Origin of the sequence: Citrobacter sp. NCU1, assembly GCF_010231475.1 — a bacterium.
Taxonomy (GTDB): domain Bacteria; phylum Pseudomonadota; class Gammaproteobacteria; order Enterobacterales; family Enterobacteriaceae; genus Citrobacter_D.
Genome location: NZ_NRDO01000001.1, coordinates 1 through 19,580, shown reverse-complemented (window position 1 = coordinate 19,580; position 19,580 = coordinate 1). Strand labels below are relative to the sequence as shown.

18 protein-coding genes are annotated in these 19,580 nt (G+C 52.4%); 2 read left to right on the top strand and 16 right to left on the bottom strand.

The genetic code is table 11. The features are described 5' to 3' along the window. Positions 1–107: 107 nt before the first annotated feature. The 15 genes from lpxM to yceD form a co-directional block, all read right to left on the bottom strand. Complete coding sequence (lpxM, locus tag CJP72_RS00090) at positions 108–1,076, bottom strand: lauroyl-Kdo(2)-lipid IV(A) myristoyltransferase (protein ID WP_162378878.1); 969 nt, start codon at positions 1,074–1,076, stop codon at positions 108–110. 176 nt (positions 1,077–1,252) lie between these two features. Next, on the bottom strand, positions 1,253–2,686 hold the full coding sequence (gene ptsG / locus CJP72_RS00085) for a PTS glucose transporter subunit IIBC (RefSeq protein WP_162378877.1): 1,434 nt from the start codon (positions 2,684–2,686) through the stop codon (positions 1,253–1,255). Positions 2,687–2,980: 294 nt separating this feature from the next. Continuing rightward, a complete protein-coding gene (locus CJP72_RS00080) occupies positions 2,981–3,778 on the bottom strand; it encodes a metal-dependent hydrolase (RefSeq protein ID WP_162378876.1) in 798 nt (265 codons plus the stop codon). 10 nt (positions 3,779–3,788) lie between these two features. Beyond that, complete coding sequence (gene holB / locus CJP72_RS00075) at positions 3,789–4,793, bottom strand: DNA polymerase III subunit delta' (protein ID WP_162378875.1); 1,005 nt, start codon at positions 4,791–4,793, stop codon at positions 3,789–3,791. Further along, positions 4,790–5,431 carry a dTMP kinase gene (gene tmk / locus CJP72_RS00070; protein ID WP_162378874.1) on the bottom strand — a complete coding sequence of 214 codons (642 nt, stop codon included), beginning with the start codon at positions 5,429–5,431 and terminating at the stop codon, positions 4,790–4,792. The genes holB and tmk overlap by 4 nt, the downstream gene beginning before the upstream one ends. Further along, positions 5,421–6,443, bottom strand: coding sequence for a cell division protein YceG (gene yceG / locus CJP72_RS00065; RefSeq protein WP_162378873.1), 1,023 nt, complete (start codon positions 6,441–6,443; stop codon positions 5,421–5,423). The genes tmk and yceG overlap by 11 nt, the downstream gene beginning before the upstream one ends. A gap of 2 nt (positions 6,444–6,445) precedes the next feature. Beyond that, a complete protein-coding gene (pabC, locus tag CJP72_RS00060; RefSeq protein WP_162378872.1) occupies positions 6,446–7,255 on the bottom strand; it encodes an aminodeoxychorismate lyase in 810 nt (269 codons plus the stop codon). 162 nt (positions 7,256–7,417) lie between these two features. Continuing rightward, positions 7,418–8,659: a beta-ketoacyl-ACP synthase II gene (gene fabF / locus CJP72_RS00055; protein WP_162378871.1), complete on the bottom strand. Its 1,242-nt coding sequence runs from the start codon at positions 8,657–8,659 to the stop codon at positions 7,418–7,420. An 88-nt stretch (positions 8,660–8,747) separates the two neighbouring features. Continuing rightward, positions 8,748–8,984, bottom strand: a complete 237-nt coding sequence (gene acpP, locus CJP72_RS00050; protein ID WP_000103754.1) for an acyl carrier protein — start codon at positions 8,982–8,984, stop codon at positions 8,748–8,750. A gap of 154 nt (positions 8,985–9,138) precedes the next feature. Next, positions 9,139–9,873 (bottom strand): 3-oxoacyl-ACP reductase FabG, encoded by a 735-nt coding sequence (fabG, locus tag CJP72_RS00045; RefSeq protein ID WP_003036255.1) that lies wholly within the window; start codon positions 9,871–9,873, stop codon positions 9,139–9,141. 12 nt (positions 9,874–9,885) lie between these two features. Continuing rightward, positions 9,886–10,815, bottom strand: coding sequence for an ACP S-malonyltransferase (gene fabD / locus CJP72_RS00040; RefSeq protein WP_162378870.1), 930 nt, complete (start codon positions 10,813–10,815; stop codon positions 9,886–9,888). 15 nt (positions 10,816–10,830) lie between these two features. Further along, the gene (locus CJP72_RS00035; RefSeq protein ID WP_162378869.1) at positions 10,831–11,796 is read right to left on the bottom strand and encodes a beta-ketoacyl-ACP synthase III; all 966 of its coding nucleotides are present in this window, start codon (positions 11,794–11,796) and stop codon (positions 10,831–10,833) included. 73 nt (positions 11,797–11,869) lie between these two features. Continuing rightward, entirely contained in the window at positions 11,870–12,949 is a 1,080-nt protein-coding gene (gene plsX, locus CJP72_RS00030; protein ID WP_162378868.1) for a phosphate acyltransferase PlsX, read from the bottom strand. Between the two features lie 199 nt (positions 12,950–13,148). After that, positions 13,149–13,322 (bottom strand): 50S ribosomal protein L32, encoded by a 174-nt coding sequence (gene rpmF / locus CJP72_RS00025; RefSeq protein WP_000290724.1) that lies wholly within the window; start codon positions 13,320–13,322, stop codon positions 13,149–13,151. Between the two features lie 16 nt (positions 13,323–13,338). Then, on the bottom strand, positions 13,339–13,860 hold the full coding sequence (gene yceD, locus CJP72_RS00020; RefSeq protein ID WP_162378867.1) for a 23S rRNA accumulation protein YceD: 522 nt from the start codon (positions 13,858–13,860) through the stop codon (positions 13,339–13,341). A gap of 197 nt (positions 13,861–14,057) precedes the next feature. Between yceD and CJP72_RS00015 the strand changes: the two genes are divergently transcribed. Beyond that, the gene (locus CJP72_RS00015; protein ID WP_162378866.1) at positions 14,058–14,642 is read left to right on the top strand and encodes a Maf family protein; all 585 of its coding nucleotides are present in this window, start codon (positions 14,058–14,060) and stop codon (positions 14,640–14,642) included. A gap of 82 nt (positions 14,643–14,724) precedes the next feature. Here the strand turns inward: CJP72_RS00015 and rluC are convergent, their stop codons facing one another. Further along, complete coding sequence (gene rluC, locus CJP72_RS00010; RefSeq protein ID WP_193568533.1) at positions 14,725–15,678, bottom strand: 23S rRNA pseudouridine(955/2504/2580) synthase RluC; 954 nt, start codon at positions 15,676–15,678, stop codon at positions 14,725–14,727. A 571-nt stretch (positions 15,679–16,249) separates the two neighbouring features. Between rluC and rne the strand changes: the two genes are divergently transcribed. Beyond that, entirely contained in the window at positions 16,250–19,468 is a 3,219-nt protein-coding gene (gene rne / locus CJP72_RS00005; RefSeq protein ID WP_162378864.1) for a ribonuclease E, read from the top strand. Positions 19,469–19,580 lie beyond the last annotated feature (112 nt).

Here is a 19,580-nt window from a genome sequence, read left to right as displayed (position 1 = left end):
CAATTTATAACAATGAGAGGCCGCATCTGGCCCTGAAATACAAAACGCCTGATGATGTTCATCTGGCGTTTTACAGACAAAAAACTGTCAACCTATATCAGGACTAGTCAAATCGGATAAAGATCTTTGCGCTTATACGGCTGAATTTCACCTGGCTTCCGGGTTTTCAGCAGTTTTAATATCCAGGTGTATTGTTCCGGATGTGGGCCAACAAAGATTTCCACCTCTTCGTTCATTCTTCTGGCGATCGTGTTGTCATCCGCAGTCAGCAGATCATCCATAGGCGGACGCACCAGAATCGTTAACCGGTGTATTTTACCATCATAGACAGGGAAAAGTGGAACCACGCGGGCACGACACACTTTCATCAGGCGACCGATTGCCGGCAAGGTTGCTTTATATGTCGCGAAGAAATCCACGAACTCACTGTGTTCCGCACCGTGATCCTGATCCGGCAGATAGTATCCCCAATATCCCTGGCGGACAGACTGGATAAACGGCTTAATGCCGTCATTGCGGGCATGCAAACGCCCACCAAAGCGACGACGAACCGTATTCCAGACGTAATCAAATACCGGGTTGCCCTGATTATGGAACATGGCAGCCATTTTCTGCCCCTGTGATGCCATCAGCATCGCCGGGATATCAACACCCCACCCATGCGGCACCAGAAAGATGACTTTTTCATTGTTGCGCCGCAGTTCATCGATAATCTCCAGCCCCTGCCAGTCGACGCGCTTCTGTACTTTTTCAGGACCCCGTATTGCCAGCTCGGCCATCATGACCATAGCCTGAGGCGCTGTCTCAAACATCTCATCGACAATCGCCTCACGCTCGGCTTCACTGCGTTGCGGGAAGCAAAGCGACAAATTGATCAGCGCACGACGACGAGAGCTTTTTCCCAAACGTCCGGCAAAACGACCCAGTTTCGCCAGGATAGGATCGCGAAATGACGCTGGCGTTAGTGCAATGCCCGCCATCGCGGCAACGCCCAACCAGGCTCCCCAATAGCGAGGATGGCGAAATGATTTTTCAAATTCAGGGATGTACTCAATGTTATTTTTTTTCGTTTCCATGCTTTTCCAGTGTCTGATGACGCGAATGCGAAAAGTAGATCTGCTGATAGTGTAGCGGCGCGCCGTGCCCCATACAAAGTAAAAATCCGCCTTCGCGGGCGTCAGTCCTTCTTTTTTCGTCAGATGTAAAAAAGGCAGCCATAAGGCTGCCTTAGTTCTCCCCAACATCTTACGGCTTAGTGGCTACGGATGTATTCATCCATTTCCGTTTTCAGGTTATCGGATTTAGTACCGAAAATAGCCTGAACACCAGAGCCCGCCACGACAACACCTGCTGCACCCAGTTTCTTCAGGCCAGCTTGATCCACTTTCGTCACATCAGCAACGCTGACACGCAGACGAGTAATACAGGCGTCGAGGTTGGTGATGTTATCTTTACCGCCAAATGCCGCAATCAGAGCCGGAGCCATTTCACTGGTAGCGCCCGCTTTGCTGTCTTCGGTGGCATCTTCACGACCCGGCGTTTTCAGATCCAGCGCTTTGATCAGCACACGGAAAATGGTGTAGTAAACAATCGCATAACCCGCACCCACGATCGGGAACAGCCACAGCTTGCTGCTGTTACCGCTCAGCACGATGAAGTCAATCAGACCGTGAGAGAAGGAAGTACCGTCACGCATACCCAGCAGGATACAAATTGGGAACGCCAGACCAGCCAGAATCGCATGAATCACATACAGGATCGGCGCAACGAACATGAAGGAGAACTCGATCGGCTCGGTAATACCGGTCAGGAACGAGGTCAACGCTGCGGAGATCATGATACCGCCCACTTTCGCGCGGTTTTCTGGTTTAGCAGAGTGCCAAATTGCAATTGCCGCTGCTGGCAGACCGTACATTTTGAACAGGAAGCCGCCAGACAGTTTACCTGCCGTCGGGTCACCCGCCATATAGCGCGGAATATCGCCGTGGAACACCTGACCCGCTGCGTTGGTGTATTCACCAATTTGCATCTGGAAAGGAACGTTCCAGATGTGGTGCAGACCGAATGGCACCAGGCAACGTTCAACGAAACCGTAGATACCGAACGCAACAACCGGGTTCTGATATGCAGCCCACTGAGAGAACGTCTGAATAGCAGTACCGATCGGCGGCCAAATGAAGGACAGGATGACACCTGTGAAGATGGCAGCCAGACCAGAAATAATAGGAACGAAGCGCTTACCGGCAAAGAAGCCTAAATACTCAGGCAGTTTGATACGGTAGAAGCGGTTGAACATATACGCTGCAATCGCACCGGAGATAATCCCCCCGAGAACACCGGTATCCGCCAGGTGTTTTGCCGCGATTTCTTCAGCAGGTAAATGCAGAACCAGCGGCGCTACAACAGCCATGGTTTTAACCATGATGCCGTATGCAACAACCGAGGCCAATGCCGAAACGCCGTCGTTGTTAGTAAAACCAAGCGCAACACCGATAGCAAAAATCAGTGGCATATTGGCAAAAACAGAACCGCCTGCTTCCGCCATTACGTGTGAAACTACGGCTGGCAGCCAGCTGAAGTTTGCGGAACCGACGCCCAGCAGGATACCTGCGATAGGCAGTACGGATACCGGCAGCATCAGCGATTTACCGACCTTTTGCAGGTTAGCAAATGCATTCTTAAACATAATTGAGAGTGCTCCTGAGTATTTTGTGCTTTCTACGTTCTCACGCATTGGCGAGGGGGGAGAACCCCGCCGTGGACTGGGCATCTAAGTGCCCTTTTATTTATTACACAGAGTAAAATAATTCAGATCGATTTTGTTTGACGGCTATCACGTTTCAGCTGTAGCCCGTGTAAATAGCGTCAAATACTGACAAGATCGGTATCTGAATATTTCAAACTGACCGTTCACCGCCCATTTTATGGCGGTGAACTCTACTCGTTTTGTGTATTAATTACGAGCTTAAAAAAAACTCTGTTAACGAATGGATTGCAGGGGAGAAGCGTTGATATGGAACAGGCGGGCAAAATTATCTGTGGTGATCTGCGCCAGTTCTTCAACGGCAACACCTTTCAAAACAGCCATATACTCTGCAACATCGCGAACCATAGCGGGCTGATTCTCTTTACCACGATGCGGCACCGGAGCAAGATATGGCGAATCCGTTTCGACTAACAGACGATCCAGCGGTACGTAGCGGGCAGCATCACGCAACTGCTCAGCATTACGAAAAGTCACAATACCGGAAAAAGAGATATAAAATCCGAGATCCAGTAACTTACCCGCCGTTTCTCTGTCCTCTGTAAAACAGTGTAGTACGCCACCGCAATCCGTCACGTTTTCCTGGCGTAAAATTGCCAGCGTGTCAGCGCGTGCATCGCGGGTATGAACAATGACTGGCTTATTAAGCTCACGACCAATCTGGATATGATGAATGAAAGATTCCTGCTGACGCACCTTCGTTTCAGGCGTGTAGAAATAATCCAGCCCGGTCTCTCCCATCGCAACAACGCCATCTTCAGCGGCGAAGCGGCGGAGTTCCTCAACATCATACGGTTCATCCTGATTTAGCGGATGTACGCCGCAGGAAAACACCACATTGTCGCGGTCACCGACCAGCGCACGCATGCCGCGATAACCTGGCAATGTTGTCGACACTGCCAGACAAAATTTCACATCACGTGCGGCGGCTTTCGCCAGCACGTCATCCACGTCCTTATGCAGAGATTGATAATCCAGGCCATCCAAATGGCAGTGTGAGTCGACTAAAAACATAATGTCTCTCTCAAAGAGGGGAAACAGGCAGCACGGTGCCCGGTTGCAGATAATGCTCAATACGGAGGATGAGATCGGTAAGCACCAGTTCGCGGTTTACCCCGACCACATTGATAAGTTGCTCGCGGCAATGACAAACATCGCGGAGTATTGCCTGAGTCTGCGCCGTAGATAACCGTTGTGCTATCAACGGGATCAACGTTTGCACATCCACATTGGTAAGATAAGCCGCACCATAACGGAACTTGAGGGCATCCATCAGCAACGTTGCCAGCCAGTGTAGACGGGTCGCCGCCTGCTCATGATTCAATACAGAAAGTAAGATGTACCAGTCATTAGCCTGCAGAGTGTTAGACAACGCCTCACAGAGTGCGCCCCGATGCGCCCACCCCTCTTCCTGGAGCAGTGTCAAGGCGGCGCCAGGAGATCCCGCACTCAGGCGCAGCGCCGTGAGTAATGCATCTTGTGACACTGTCACTTCCCTTGAAAGCCAGGTCATCGCATAGTTTTCTGCCGGGGGCGCCAGATGGTGAAGTCGACAGCGGCTGCGTAATGTGGCCAGCAATCGTGCGGGTTCCTGACAGGCGAGGAAGAACCAGGTTTGAGACGGTGGCTCTTCCAGCGTCTTTAACAGCGCATTGGCAGCGGCATCTGTCAACAACGACGCATCGGGGATCCACACCACCTTCGCGCCGCCAAGACGGGAACGCTCATACAGTTTTTCACTGATGTCACGTACAGCGTCAACCCCAAGGGTACTCTTCCCTTTTTCAGGTAACAGTGAGTAGTAATCCGGATGCGTTCCAGCCTGCATCAACTGGCAGCCCCGACAGTGCCCGCAGCTTTTGTGTCCTTCCGGACTCTGGCACAACAGATTGCGACTAAGGGCATAAATCAGCGCATCGTCACCCATACCAGGCAACGCCTGAATCAGTAGCGCATGGTGACCACGACCCGACTGATAACTGGCTACCAGTTTTTCAAAGTCTGGTCGTAACCATGGGTACCATTTCATGCGCCCTGCTCCTTCACCCAATCGGTGACGGTGGCGCGAATATCACTCATCACCTTTTCCAGCGTCTGGGTCGCATCAATCGTGCGAATGCTGGCATCCTGCGACGCCAGTTCCAGATAACGGGCGCGGGTTCGATTGAAGAAATCAAAAGACTCCTGCTCAATGCGATCCAGTTCGCCACGCGCGCGCGCGCGTTTTAATCCAACTTCGGGGGTGACATCCAGATAAAGCGTGAGATTCGGGCGAAAGTCCCCCAGCACGGCGTCACGCAGTGTCGCCAGCATGTTCTGATCGATACCCCGACCGCCTCCCTGATACGCCTGTGTGGAGAGATCATGGCGATCGCCAATGACCCAGGTTCCCTTCGCCAGCGCAGGTTTGATCACCGTTTCCACCAGTTGCACGCGGGCGGCATAAAACATGAGCACTTCAGCTTTGTCTGTAATCACTTCATCGCCGACCGATTTGATGTCCAGCACCAGGCTTCGTAATTTTTCCGCCAGCTGTGTACCTCCCGGCTCACGGGTAAAAATCATGTCGCGGATGCCCAGTTGCTCAAGCGTCTCTACCACGACATTTCGCGCCGTGGTTTTGCCTGCGCCTTCCAGCCCTTCGATGACAATGTAATTACTGCCCATTTTTTTCCTTAAGCACTTTCAGGTAGTCCTGCACTGACCGGTTATGGCCGACAAGATTGGTATTAAACGTATGGCCGCCTTTGCCATCGGCCACAAAATAGAGATACGGCGTTTTAGCCGGGTGCGCAGCGGCTTTCAAAGACGCCTCGCCGGGCATGGCAATCGGTCCTGGGGGCAACCCAGGGATAGTATACGTGTTATACGCGGTTGGGGTTTCCAGGTCCGCACGGGAAAGTTTGCCATTATACCGCTCCCCCATCCCATAGATCACCGTCGGATCGGTCTGCAGACGCATGCCTGTACGAAGACGGTTGATAAACACCGATGCCACTTGATCGCGTTCGCTGGCAACCGCCGTCTCTTTTTCGATGATCGAGGCCATCGTAACCAGCTGATTCTGGTCTTGATAGGGTAACCCTTCCGCCCGCCCTTTCCAGACATCCTCAACGGCTTTGACCATCTTGTGGTGGGCGCGCTTCAGTAACGAAACGTCGGTTGTATTGGCGGTGTACATCCAGGTATCTGGCCAAAACCAGCCTTCCACCCATTGGGGATTCTCCAGCTTCAGCGCCTGCGCTACCGTCTCGTACTTGTCGTCACTCAGAGTGTGCTTGATGTAAGGGGCATCTCTCAGCTGTTTGAGATAATCACTCAGCCGCATCCCTTCAACCAGCCGTAGCGGAAACTGGGCTTCTTTTCCACTTTCCAGCAGGATAAGCATATCCCTTACGGTCATATCTGGCGTGAAGCGATACGTTCCCGCCTTAAAATGCGAGAGTTCTGGCTCAATACGTAATAGCCACTGGAACACGCGAGGGCGATTGATCAGTTTTTCAGCATAAAGCTGATCCCCCAGCGCCAGGCGCCCAGTCCCGGCCTTCAGGGTAAAGACCGTCTCTTCTTTAATCAACAGCTTGCTGTCCGCCAGGTGGCGAACTTTCCACATTCCCACTCCAGCAGCAATGCCCAGCACAGCCAGCAACAGAAGGAAAACGTATAACAATTTTTTCATGACTAATTCGGGTACTCACAAAGTGGGGCTAAATAATCAAACAATGTGCGTGAAGAGAATATCGTGTCGCCACAGGCGCGCACTGGAACAACAGCCATCAGGGCATTACACACCACAATTTCTTCAGCCTGCATCAGTTCCTCTTCTCTGGCATTCACTTCGACAACCTCGAAAGGCGATTGTGCCAGTATATGAATACAGAATTGTCGCATAATGCCATTTACCCCCGCCTGGTCCAGGCGCGGGGTATACACCCTATGACCTTTACGCCAGAACAGGTTAGCCGCACAGCATTCCGTAACCCATCCCTCACTGTCAAGAACCAGCGCCTCTTCAGCGTTCGTCTGCTCAAGATGAGTACGAATCAGCACTTGTTCCAGCCTGTTCAGATGTTTTAAGCCAGCGAGATAAGGATTCCGCCCGAGACGAACAGGACTGAGCGCCAGGGTGATTCCCTCACGACGCCAGCGATCATAATGGGCAGGCCAGGCAGAAACAGAAAGAAGGCGGGTAGCTGCCGTGCAGTTCGCTGCGCTATACCCCCTGCCGCCACTGCCACGACTGATGATCACTTTCAATACACCACGCTCATGACCCGTAGCCAGTTGCACCATTTCTCGCTGTAACTGCTCCCAGTCACTGAAAGGGATAAGGAGCTTCTCGCAGGCATTTTGCAAACGCTGTAGATGAGCACTCAGCAGGGAAACGTTTCCCCCGGCGATTTGCGCCGTCGTGAAACACCCATCGCCAAATTGTATCGCCCGGTCACTTGCGGCAAGGGTTTCCTGCTCACGGCCATTAATCAAGAACATGGTGGCTCCTTATGCATGGCCGGATAGTTTGGCAGGATGGATAACGCAGGACAAGGGAAGAAAACGGAATAAAAAAGGCCCGACAAGCGGACCTTTTTTATTTTTCTCAGCGGATGGCGCTTCGCAATGATCAGACCCGCGCATTGGCGGGCCTGATTTGCATCAGATCTTTTTAAAGATCAGCGAGCCGTTGGTGCCGCCAAAGCCGAAGGAGTTACACAAAGCGTACTCCATTCCGCTGACCTGACGGGCTTCGTGAGGAACGAAGTCCAGATCACAACCTTCATCTGGATTATCCAGGTTAATGGTCGGCGGAACAGCCTGATCGCGCAGCGCCAGGATAGAGAAAATAGACTCTACCGCGCCAGCCGCGCCCAACAAGTGGCCAGTCATGGACTTGGTGGAACTGACCATCACACGGGTCGCCGCATCACCAAATACCGATTTCACGGCCTGAGTTTCAGCCTTGTCGCCTGCCGGCGTCGACGTACCATGCGCATTGACATAGCCAATCTGACCTGGTTCAAGCGCGGCATCACGCAGCGCGTTGACCATAGCCAGCGCCGCGCCTGCGCCATCTTCCGGCGGTGACGTCATGTGATAAGCATCGCTGCTCATACCAAAGCCGACAACTTCAGCATAAATTTTTGCGCCACGCGCTTTCGCATGTTCGTACTCTTCCAGTACCACCATGCCTGCACCGTCCCCCAGCACAAAGCCATCACGTTCTTTATCCCACGGACGGCTTGCCGCTTGTGGGTTTTCATTACGTGTAGACAGCGCACGAGCCGCGCCAAAACCACCCACACCGAGCGGAGTACTGGCTTTTTCAGCACCACCCGCAACCATCGCGTCTGCATCGCCGTATGCAATGATACGCGCGGCATGACCGATATTGTGTACGCCAGACGTACAGGCTGTAGCGATAGAGATACTTGGCCCACGCAGGCCATACATGATGGTCAGGTGTCCTGCCACCATGTTAACAATCGTCGACGGGACAAAGAACGGGCTGATTTTACGCGGCCCACCGTTTACCAGTGAGGTATGGTTTTCTTCGATAAGGCCGAGACCGCCAATACCGGAGCCGATCGCGGCGCCAATACGGGTTGCGTTCTCTTCCGTCACTTCAAGGCCAGAATCCTGCATGGCCTGAACGCCAGCGACAATTCCATATTGAATGAAGGCATCCATCTTACGCTGTTCTTTGCGCGAGATGATGTCATCACAGTTAAAATCCTTTACTAAGCCAGCAAATTTAGTTGCATAGGCGCTAGTATCGAAATGGTCGATCAGGCTGATGCCACTCTGACCGGCAAGGAGAGCTTTCCAGGTAGACTCTACGGTATTGCCGACAGGAGACAACATGCCCAGTCCGGTCACAACTACACGACGCTTAGACACGGTTGTCCTCCAGGGAGGGAAAAATGATTCTAGTGGGACAAAAAAAGATAAAACTCAGGCGGTCGAGTGACCGCCTGGAGATGTTCACTTACGCCTGGTGACCGTTGATGTAATCAATGGCAGCCTGAACGGTGGTGATTTTCTCAGCTTCTTCGTCCGGAATCTCAGTATCAAACTCTTCTTCCAGAGCCATTACCAGCTCAACGGTGTCAAGAGAATCTGCGCCCAGGTCTTCAACGAAGGAAGCATTGTTGGTTACTTCTTCCTGCTTAACGCCCAGCTGTTCGCCGATAATTTTCTTAACGCGTTCTTCGATAGTGCTCATACTCTTAAATTTCCTATCAAAACTCGCTTTCGCGATGGTTTTCGTAGTGTATAAAATGTTGAAAAATTTGCAACTAAATCCCGGCAGGTCTTACCACGATTTTACGTTATTTTGAGGCCATTCGCTCTAATAACGCAAATCTTTTTCATCGTGATTAAACCATGTACATTCCGCCGTTGACGTGCAGAGTCTCACCAGTGATGTAACTTGCTTCGTCAGAGGCTAAAAATGCAACCGCACTGGCGATTTCCTGAGCGCCGCCGAGGCGACCCGCAGGAACCTGCGCCAGAATACCCGCACGCTGATCATCAGACAGCGCACGCGTCATGTCCGTTTCAATAAAGCCCGGAGCAACAACGTTTACAGTAATACCACGGGACGCAACTTCACGCGCCAGTGATTTACTGAAGCCGATCAAACCCGCTTTCGCCGCAGCGTAGTTAGCCTGACCTGCATTTCCCATGGTACCAACCACAGAACCGATAGTGATAATACGACCATGACGCTTTTTCATCATAGCGCGCATTACCGCTTTTGACAGACGGAAAACAGATGACAGGTTGGTTTCGATAATATCGTTCCACTCATCATCTTTCATTCGCATCAACAGATTATCACGAGTGATACCGGCATTATTAACCAGGATATCGACTTCACCAAATTCTGCGCGAATATTTTCCAGAACAGATTCAATAGATGCAGGGTCGGTCACATTCAACATCAGACCCTTACCATTTGCACCTAAGTAATCGCTAATGGCCTGAGCGCCACTTTCGCTGGTTGCAGTACCGATAACCTTCGCGCCACGGGCAACGAGTGTCTCAGCAATTGCGCGGCCAATGCCACGGCTTGCACCGGTAACCAGCGCGATTTTTCCTTCAAAACTCATGGTTTTCCTCTTTTATTGCTCAAGCGCCGCAGACAGCGCCGCTGGCTCATTCAGTGCCGAGGCGGTCAGGGTGTCAACAATACGTTTTGTCAGACCCGTGAGGACTTTACCTGGACCCACTTCATAAAGGTGTGCAACACCCTGCGCGGCGATAAACTCTACGCTCTTCGTCCACTGCACCGGATTATACAGTTGACGTACCAGAGCATCACGAATTGCATCAGCGTCAGCTTCACATTTCACATCAACGTTGTTCACGACAGGTATCGTCGGCGCGTTGAAGGTGATTTTTGCTAACTCAATGGCCAGTTTATCTGCTGCGGGCTTCATCAGCGCACAGTGTGACGGAACGCTGACCGGTAACGGAAGCGCACGTTTTGCACCAGCGGCTTTACAGGCTGCACCAGCGCGCTCAACGGCTTCTTTATGCCCGGCAATAACCACCTGACCCGGTGAGTTAAAGTTAACCGGGGAGACAACCTGACCTTCGGCAGACTCTTCGCACGCTTTCGCGATAGAAGCATCGTCCAGGCCAATAATAGCCGACATGCCGCCAGTCCCTTCCGGTACCGCTTCTTGCATGAATTTGCCACGCAGTTCAACCAGACGCACGGCATCGGTAAAATCAATAACGCCAGCGCAGACCAGTGCAGAGTATTCGCCGAGACTGTGTCCCGCCATCAGCGCTGGCGCTTTACCGCCCTGCTGCTGCCATACGCGATACAGTGCAACGGATGCCGTCAACAGTGCGGGCTGAGTTTGCCACGTTTTATTTAATTCTTCCGCAGGACCTTGCTGCGTCAACGCCCACAGGTCATAACCCAGCGCCGCAGAAGCTTCTGCAAACGTTTCTTCTACGATGGGGTATGCAGCAGCCATATCAGACAGCATCCCAACGGTTTGAGACCCCTGACCAGGGAACACAAAAGCAAATTGCGTCATGTTTAATTCCTTATACTAGAAACGAACCAGCGCGGAGCCCCAGGTGAATCCTCCCCCGAAGGCTTCAAGCAATACTAACTGACCGGCTTTGATCCGCCCGTCACGCACGGCTTCGTCCAGCGCGCACGGTACAGATGCAGCAGAAGTATTGCCATGACGGTCAAGAGTAATGACGACTTTCTCTTCAAGATTGTCTGGATCAATCCCCAACTTCTTCGCCGTGGCGCTAATGATGCGAAGGTTCGCCTGGTGCGGCACCAGCCAATCCAGATCGGAGCGAGAAAGACCGTTAGCTTCCAGCGTCTCATCAACGATGCGCGCCAGTTCAGTTACCGCGACTTTAAAGACTTCGTTACCCGCCATCGTCAGATGAATTGAGTTTTCCGGATTAACGCGATCGGCATTCGGCAGCGTCAACAATTCACCGTAGCGTCCGTCTGCATGCAAATGCGTCGAAATGATACCCGGTTCCTCGGATGCGCTCAGAACGACAGCACCAGCGCCATCACCGAAGATAATGATCGTCCCACGATCGGTCGGATCGCAGGTGCGTGCCAGGACATCAGAGCCCACCACCAGTGCATGCTTTACTGCACCGGATTTGACATACTGGTCGGCAACGCTTAAGGCATAGGTAAAACCAGCACACGCCGCCGCAACGTCAAACGCCGGACAACCTTTAATGCCCAGCATGTTCTGAATCTGGCAAGCTGCGCTTGGGAATGCGTGCGTTGAAGAGGTGGTCGCAACCACGATCAAACCAATTTGTTCTTTATCAATGCCAGCCATCTCAAGCGCGCGGTTTGCGGCAGTGAAGCCCATCGTCGCGACTGTTTCATTTGGCCCAGCAATATGGCGTTCACGGATACCTGTACGAGCGACGATCCACTCATCAGATGTCTCTACCATTTTTTCCAAATCGGCGTTAGTACGCACTTGTTCAGGCAGATAACTGCCAGTACCAATAATCTTCGTATACATGTACGCTCAGTCACTTTTCGGTTATATACCACCACACACAAACCGCTGGTGCGCTATCGACGAGACGGCCACATCAGTTGTGTGTCCGCGAACTCCCGCTTTTGCCACTCTCCAGCAATTCGAATCCGGCTGGGTATACAGATTCCAGGCGAGCGGCAATTCGCTGAGGAACTTGTCGCTGCACCGCCTGCACTGCCTGTTCAATCGCGACCGCAAATGCTCGCTGATTGGCCGCACCATGACTTTTGATCACCGTGCCGCGCAATCCTAACAGACAGGCGCCATTATACTGGTCGGGGTTGAGGTGACTGAATCGCCTCGTCAGGCTTTTTTGTAACCAACGTTTTAATAACAGCAGCCACCACGACCGTTTTTTGCCCTCACCCTGAGATTTCAGCAGTGAGAGGAACATTCTGACAACACCTTCCATTGTCTTTAATGTGACATTACCTGTAAATCCATCACATACCAGAACATCGGTTTTCCCCGTCAATAACTCATTAGCTTCAAGATAGCCGATGTAGTTGATGGACGGGATTGTTTTTAGCACCACTGAGGCATCCCGAATACTGTCGAGACCCTTGGTTTCTTCTTCGCCGATATTAAGCAGTGCCACGCGAGGGTGGGTTATGCCAACCACCTCTTCCGCTAAAACGGAACCCATAATGGCAAACTGAACTAACATCGTGCTGTCGCAATCCACGTTGGCGCCAAGATCCAGCACCACCGTTTTGCCCTTTTGCTGATGCGGTAAAACCGTCACCAACGCCGGACGCTCAATCCCCTCAAGAGGTTTGAGCAATAATTTCGCCAGACCCATCAGCGCGCCCGTATTACCGGCGCTCACGCAGGCCTCGGCTCGACCTTCTTTCACCAGTTCCAGAGCCACACGCATAGAACTACCGCGACTGGCGCGAATCGCTTGCGAAGGCCGGGCATCACTGGCAATAACTGACTGTGCAGGGATAATCTGCAGACGCGAACGTTGTTCAAAGTCAGCTTTGGCAAGTAATGGCGTGATTGTATCGGGATTCCCGACTAAAAGAAGTGTGAGTTGCGAATTAGAATTCAGTGCCTGCAGTGCTGCAGGCACTGTCACGGAAGGGCCAAAATCGCCCCCCATGACATCTAACGCCAGGGTTAGACGTGTCAAGGTATCGTCGCCGCCCGGTTCGGTGTTTCCCCGTTTACACGGGGAAATCCTCACTAAGCTTCATCACGCTTATACTCTTTGGCATTCACACCGCAGGCAACTGGCCGCGCTTAATCACCCCAGGGCATAGTGACCTGTGCTTTGGGGATCCACTCGCTGTCGGTTTCCTGAAACGCGAATTCCTTCGAGTAACGCGTGATTACTTAGCGATTACCTTGCGACCGCGGTAGAAACCGTCGGCAGTGATGTGGTGACGCAGGTGTTTCTCACCAGAGGTTTTGTCTACAGACAGGCTGGTGACTGCGGTCAGAGCGTCATGAGAACGACGCATGCCACGTTTGGAACGGGTTGGTTTATTCTGTTGTACGGCCATGGACCTTACTCCTCAATTACTTACGCTTTAAGCTGGCTAATACGGCAAATGGGTTTGGTTTTTGCGCTTCATCAGGCAGTTCACCAAAGACCATGTCCGCCTCGGACACTTCACAGTGTTCAGAATCATGCACCGGAACTACCGGCAAGGAGAGGATAATTTCATCTTCAACCATTGCAAGCAGATCGATTTCACCGAATTCGTTAACCTCAATCGGCTCATACGCTTCCGGGAGTGCTTCAGCTTGTTCGTCAGAACGGACAGGACTGAAACAATACGTTGTGTGTACATGGTATGGAAACGGCTTCCCGCAACGCTGGCATTCGAGCGTTACCGAAACCTTCGCATCACCGGTAATAACAGCGAGACGTTGGTTATCGATAGCGAACGACATGGAGCATTCCACATCACTGTCCACACTGACTACAGAATCGGCGACGCGCTCTGCCAGATCGGAAGTAAAGATACCTTCATAATCGAGGCGTTTTTGAGCCGTACGAACCGGATCAAGAGTCAGGGGTAATTTTACCTTTTGCATAGGGCGCGCATATTAACTTTGTAACGTCATATAGTCAAAGAAAAAGGCAACGTGCGGTTGCCTTTTGCCAATAATTCGCACACATTGCGAGTCACAGACTTAAAATCAATCAGGACAAGCCGCCGTGGCTCGCTTGAACGACCTGGCGCATAGTTTAAAATGGCTCACATCATTACGCTATATCTGGGGAAAAAAATATGCCGCAACTGATTCTCGCCTCAACGTCTCCCTGGCGTCGCGCGTTGCTCGAAAAGCTGTGTATCCCTTTCGAATGCGCAGCGCCAGAAGTCGACGAAACCCCGAAGCCTGGCGAAGCGCCGCGACACCTGGTATTGCGTCTGGCGCAGGAAAAAGCACAATCGCTTGCCCACCGTTTCCCAAATCATCTGATCATTGGCTCCGACCAGATTTGCGTTCTGGACGGCGAAATTACAGGTAAACCGCTAACTGAAGAAAAAGCACGGCAACAACTCGCGAAGGCTAGCGGTAATATTGTGACGTTTTACACCGGTCTTGCGCTTTATCATTCTGCGACCGGTCACTTGCAAACAGAGGTAGAGCCTTTTGATGTCCATTTTCGTCATCTGAGCGAAACGGAAATCGAAGACTATGTGCGCAAAGAGCGCCCATTACACTGTGCAGGGAGTTTTAAAAGCGAAGGACTCGGCATCGCGCTTTTCGAGCGCTTAGAGGGACGAGATCCGAATACGCTGGTGGGTCTGCCGTTGATTGCGCTATGTCAGATGCTGCGCCGGGAAGAGATGAACCCGCTAAAGGCCTAGTTGGTTTGTCTGATGGCAACGCCAAAGCGTCTTATCAGGCCTACAACGGATACGAACCCGTAGGCCTGATAAGCAACGTGCCTTAAGCTTTGTTACGCAACACCTGAAGACAATGCTTCAGTTGGTTATCCATCGGCGCTTCGATACGTAACACTTCGCCGGTGCCCGGATGGGTAAACTTCAGCGCCGCAGCATGGAGAAAGAGTCGCGATAACCCTGTTCCCGTCAGCTGTTTGTCAAACTCACGATCGCCGTAACGATCGTCAAATGCGATAGGATGCCCGGCATATTGGGTGTGAACACGAATCTGATGGGTTCTTCCCGTGACCGGACTACAACGTACCAGCGTGGCGAACGCGTAGCGTTCTTCCACTTTGAAACGTGTCTCCGACGGCTTACCTTCCTGGTTTACCCGAACAATACGCTCACCGCTTTGCAGAATATTCTTTAATAAAGGCGCCTGGACCGTTTTGACGTGCGATTGCCACTGCCCACGAACCAGTGCCAGGTAATCTTTTTGCATCCCCTTTTCGCGCAGCTGTTCATGCAGCGAACGCAAAGCCGAACGTTTTTTCGCCACCAGCAATACACCGGAGGTGTCACGGTCAAGGCGGTGCACCAGTTCCAGGAAACGTGCTTCTGGTCTCAGCGCGCGTAAACCTTCAATCACACCGAAACTGAGCCCGCTTCCGCCATGCACTGCGGTACCAGAAGGTTTGTTCAACACCAGAATATGTTCATCCTCATAGAGGATGACATCGGCCAATGCCGCGACTTTTTGCAGATGCGGCGAAACCGCCTCTTCTTCGCGTTCGGCAATACGTACCGGTGGAATACGCACCTCATCCCCGGCTTCCAGCTTATACTCGGGTTTGATGCGCTTTTTGTTCACCCGCACTTCGCCTTTACGCAAAATGCGATAAATCATACTTTTTGGCACGCCTTTAAGTTGCGTGCGCAAAAAGTTGTCGATTCGTTGCCCAGCTTCGTCTGCTGTAATGGCAATCATTTTTACGGATGGAGTCTCTGTTTTCATGGTGGGCGATTCTAAATAGCCATTGAGATTCGCGCCACTCATTTTTCTATGCTTATATTTACTTTTACACCCGTTCACTCACTGTTCACTTCTTCATTTTGGTGGTTATTAAACCAATCACTCTGCAGAAGTGAAAAAACTGTGAGTAACCGGGTGATAAATGGTAAAAGTCATCTTGCTATAACAAGGTTAGCAGTGGAATAATGAGCTGTTTCCGTGTTGAAACTTGCTAAAACAAGAACTTTTACGGAATAACCCATTTTGTCTGACCGATCATCAACGCAGCAATGGCGTAAGACGTATTGATCTTTCAGACAGTTAGCGGGCTGCGGGTTGCAGTCCTTACCGGTAGATAGGATCTTCTCTGGAGAGTAATACCCAGACTGTTCCCCTGATAATTGCGCTGTGTTTCCGTTTGAAATACAGGCAACCGACACTCTGCGCCTCTTTGAGCTGACGACAACCGTGAGGTTGGCGACGCGAATAGTCACGAGGCCATCGGTTCACACCCGGAAAGGCGTCACCATGCCCGCAGCTTAGTCGTCAATGTAAGAATAATGAGTAAGTTACGATGAAAAGAATGTTAATCAACGCAACTCAGCAGGAAGAGTTGCGTGTCGCCCTTGTAGATGGGCAACGTCTGTACGACCTGGACATCGAAAGTCCTGGGCATGAACAGAAAAAAGCAAACATCTATAAAGGCAAAATTACCCGTATTGAACCGAGTCTGGAAGCTGCTTTTGTTGATTACGGCGCTGAACGTCACGGTTTCCTCCCGTTAAAAGAAATTGCCCGCGAATATTTCCCCGCTAATTACAACGCTCATGGTCGCCCCAACATTAAAGATGTGTTGCGCGAAGGCCAGGAAGTTATTGTTCAAATTGATAAAGAAGAACGTGGCAACAAAGGTGCTGCGCTGACGACATTTATCAGTCTGGCAGGAAGCTATCTGGTTCTGATGCCGAACAACCCGCGTGCGGGCGGCATTTCGCGTCGTATTGAAGGCGATGATCGTACCGAGTTAAAAGAAGCACTGGCGAGCCTGGAACTGCCTGAAGGCATGGGGCTCATCGTGCGTACCGCTGGCGTTGGCAAATCTGCCGAAGCACTGCAGTGGGATTTGAGCTTCCGTCTTAAACACTGGGAAGCCATTCAGAAAGCCGCTGAAAGCCGCCCTGCTCCATTCCTGATCCACCAGGAAAGCAATGTTATCGTCCGTGCTTTCCGTGACTACTTACGTCAGGATATTGGCGAAATCCTTATCGACAACCCGAAAGTGCTCGAGCTGGCGCGCCAGCACATCGCGGCTCTGGGTCGTCCGGATTTCAGCAGCAAAATTAAGCTCTACACCGGTGAAATTCCGCTGTTTAGCCACTATCAAATCGAATCGCAGATCGAATCTGCATTCCAGCGCGAAGTCCGCCTGCCTTCCGGCGGTTCCATCGTTATCGACAGCACCGAAGCGTTAACCGCTATTGATATCAACTCAGCTCGCGCCACGCGCGGCGGAGATATCGAAGAGACGGCGTTCAACACCAACCTGGAAGCGGCCGATGAGATCGCCCGCCAGTTGCGTCTGCGTGACCTCGGCGGCCTGATTGTTATCGACTTCATCGATATGACCCCGGTTCGCCACCAGCGCGCGGTTGAAAACCGTCTGCGTGAAGCGGTACGTCAGGATCGCGCGCGTATTCAGATTAGCCATATTTCCCGCTTTGGTCTGCTGGAGATGTCCCGTCAGCGCCTGAGCCCTTCTCTGGGTGAATCCAGCCATCACGTTTGCCCGCGCTGTAGCGGCACCGGCACCGTTCGTGATAACGAGTCGCTGTCTTTGTCTATTCTGCGTCTGATCGAAGAAGAAGCGCTGAAAGAAAACACCCAGGAAGTGCACGCGATTGTTCCTGTGCCGATCGCCTCATACCTGCTCAACGAAAAACGTAACGCAGTTAATGCGATTGAAACGCGTCAGGATGGCGTTCGCTGTGTGATCGTACCAAACGATCAAATGGAAACTCCGCACTACTCCGTACTGCGTGTCCGTAAAGGCGAAGAAACACCGACCCTGAGCTATATGCTGCCGAAACTGCACGAAGAGGCAATGGCATTACCTTCTGAAGAAGAGTACGCCGAGCGTAAACGTCCAGAGCAACCGGCGCTGGCGACCTTTGCCATGCCAGAAGTTCCGCCTGCACCGGCCCCTACAGAGTCCGTTGTTAAAGCCACTGCGCCGAAGGCTGCTGCAGTGACCACAGCAGCGGCTGCTGCGCAACCGGGTCTGTTAAGCCGTTTCTTTGGCGCGTTGAAATCCATGTTCGCCGGCAGTGAAAGTGAAGAAGCGAAGCCCGTTGAACAAGCCTCACCTCAAGCGCAAGAGAAACCGGAACGTCAGCAGGATCGTCGCAAATCACGCCAGAACAATCGCCGCGATCGTAATGACCGCCGCGATAACCGCAATGAGCGTAGTGACCGCAGCGATCGTAATGACCGTTCAGAAGGCGCTGAAAACCGCGAAGAGAACCGTCGTAACCGTCGTCAGCCTTCCCAGCAAAACGCTGAATTGCGCGACAACCGCCAGCAGACAGGCAATGACGTTAGTGAAAGAACCAAATCCGCTGATGAGCAACAAGCACCGCGTCGCGAGCGTAATCGTCGTCGTAGCGAAGACAAACGTCAGGCGCAGCAGGAAGTTAAAGCGCTGAACCTTGATGAGCAACCGGTACAGGAAACGGAACAGGAAGAGCGCGTTCGTCAGCCTCAACCTCGTCGTAAACAACGCCAGTTGAACCAGAAAGTGCGTTACGGCGAGAGCGCAGCGCTTGATGTCGAACTGGCTGCCGCTGCGGTTGTTGAAACTGTAGCGACCCACGCTGTAGAGCAGACTGCACCGGCTCAACGTACTGAGCTCGCGAAGCTGGATCTGCCGGTTGTCGCCGACGCGACAACAGAGCAGGAAGAGAGCAACGAGGCTCGCGACAACAACGGCATGCCGCGTCGCTCACGTCGTTCACCTCGCCACTTGCGCGTAAGCGGCCAACGTCGTCGTCGCTATCGTGACGAGCGCTACCCGGTTCAGTCACCGATGCCGTTGACGGTCGCCTGTGCTTCTCCGGAAATGGCGTCTGGCAAAGTATGGATCCGTTACCCGATTGTTCGTCCTCAGGATGCGCAGGTTGAAGAGCAGCGTGAGCAGGAGATCGCACCGGTGGTAGCCCAGACCGTCGCGATTGAGCCGCAAGCAGCTGCCGTCGTGCCGGTTGTCGATACACCGATTCAGACCGAAACGGTCGCTGTCGAGCCGCAGCCTGTGGTTGTGGAAACAACGCACCCGGAAGCTATCGCGACTGCCGTTGATGAACAGCCGCAGGTTATCGCGCAAGCGGATGTCCCTGTTGCCGAGGAAATCATTGCCCAAGCAAACGCGGTGGAAGAAGTTCAGGACACCGTAACGACCGAACCTGCGGAAGTTGTCGCTGTACCTGAAGTGGTTGCTGAAGTCGCTGAACCTGTCGTTGTGGCGGAAGAAGCACCGAAAGTCGAGGTGATTGCACCTGTTGCAGCGGCTGAAGTCGTTGAAGAGACCGCGCCTGTCGCCGTTGAATCTCTGCCGGTACATCACCATGCCACTGCGCCGATGACCCGTGCTCCTGCGCCGGAATATGTTCCTGAAGCGCCGCGTCATAGTGACTGGCAACGCCCGGCCTTTGCCTTTGAAGGTAAAGGAGCTGCCGGAGGACACAGCGCAACGCATCATGCGTCAGCGCAACCGACGCGTCCTCAGTCAGTAGAATAAGCAGACAAACCGCTAAAGCCGACCTTCGGGTCGGCTTTTTTTTATCCTCTGACCCATCCTGAATAGCGTTGACACGTTCCTGACCTAAATCCGGAGAACGTGATGATGACTG

What these genes read in the sequence shown, in the direction of transcription:
- lpxM (WP_162378878.1), bottom strand. Translation starts at nt 1,076, where the DNA reads ATGGAAACGAAAAAAAATAACATTGAGTACATCCCTGAATTTGAAAAA.
- ptsG (WP_162378877.1), bottom strand. Translation starts at nt 2,686, where the DNA reads ATGTTTAAGAATGCATTTGCTAACCTGCAAAAGGTCGGTAAATCGCTG.
- CJP72_RS00080 (WP_162378876.1), bottom strand. Translation starts at nt 3,778, where the DNA reads ATGTTTTTAGTCGACTCACACTGCCATTTGGATGGCCTGGATTATCAA.
- holB (WP_162378875.1), bottom strand. Translation starts at nt 4,793, where the DNA reads ATGAAATGGTACCCATGGTTACGACCAGACTTTGAAAAACTGGTAGCC.
- tmk (WP_162378874.1), bottom strand. Translation starts at nt 5,431, where the DNA reads ATGGGCAGTAATTACATTGTCATCGAAGGGCTGGAAGGCGCAGGCAAA.
- yceG (WP_162378873.1), bottom strand. Translation starts at nt 6,443, where the DNA reads ATGAAAAAATTGTTATACGTTTTCCTTCTGTTGCTGGCTGTGCTGGGC.
- pabC (WP_162378872.1), bottom strand. Translation starts at nt 7,255, where the DNA reads ATGTTCTTGATTAATGGCCGTGAGCAGGAAACCCTTGCCGCAAGTGAC.
- acpP (WP_000103754.1), bottom strand. Translation starts at nt 8,984, where the DNA reads ATGAGCACTATCGAAGAACGCGTTAAGAAAATTATCGGCGAACAGCTG.
- fabG (WP_003036255.1), bottom strand. Translation starts at nt 9,873, where the DNA reads ATGAGTTTTGAAGGAAAAATCGCGCTGGTTACCGGTGCAAGCCGTGGC.
- fabD (WP_162378870.1), bottom strand. Translation starts at nt 10,815, where the DNA reads ATGACGCAATTTGCTTTTGTGTTCCCTGGTCAGGGGTCTCAAACCGTT.
- CJP72_RS00035 (WP_162378869.1), bottom strand. Translation starts at nt 11,796, where the DNA reads ATGTATACGAAGATTATTGGTACTGGCAGTTATCTGCCTGAACAAGTG.
- rpmF (WP_000290724.1), bottom strand. Translation starts at nt 13,322, where the DNA reads ATGGCCGTACAACAGAATAAACCAACCCGTTCCAAACGTGGCATGCGT.
- yceD (WP_162378867.1), bottom strand. Translation starts at nt 13,860, where the DNA reads ATGCAAAAGGTAAAATTACCCCTGACTCTTGATCCGGTTCGTACGGCT.
- CJP72_RS00015 (WP_162378866.1), top strand. Translation starts at nt 14,058, where the DNA reads ATGCCGCAACTGATTCTCGCCTCAACGTCTCCCTGGCGTCGCGCGTTG.
- rluC (WP_193568533.1), bottom strand. Translation starts at nt 15,678, where the DNA reads ATGAAAACAGAGACTCCATCCGTAAAAATGATTGCCATTACAGCAGAC.
- rne (WP_162378864.1), top strand. Translation starts at nt 16,250, where the DNA reads ATGAAAAGAATGTTAATCAACGCAACTCAGCAGGAAGAGTTGCGTGTC.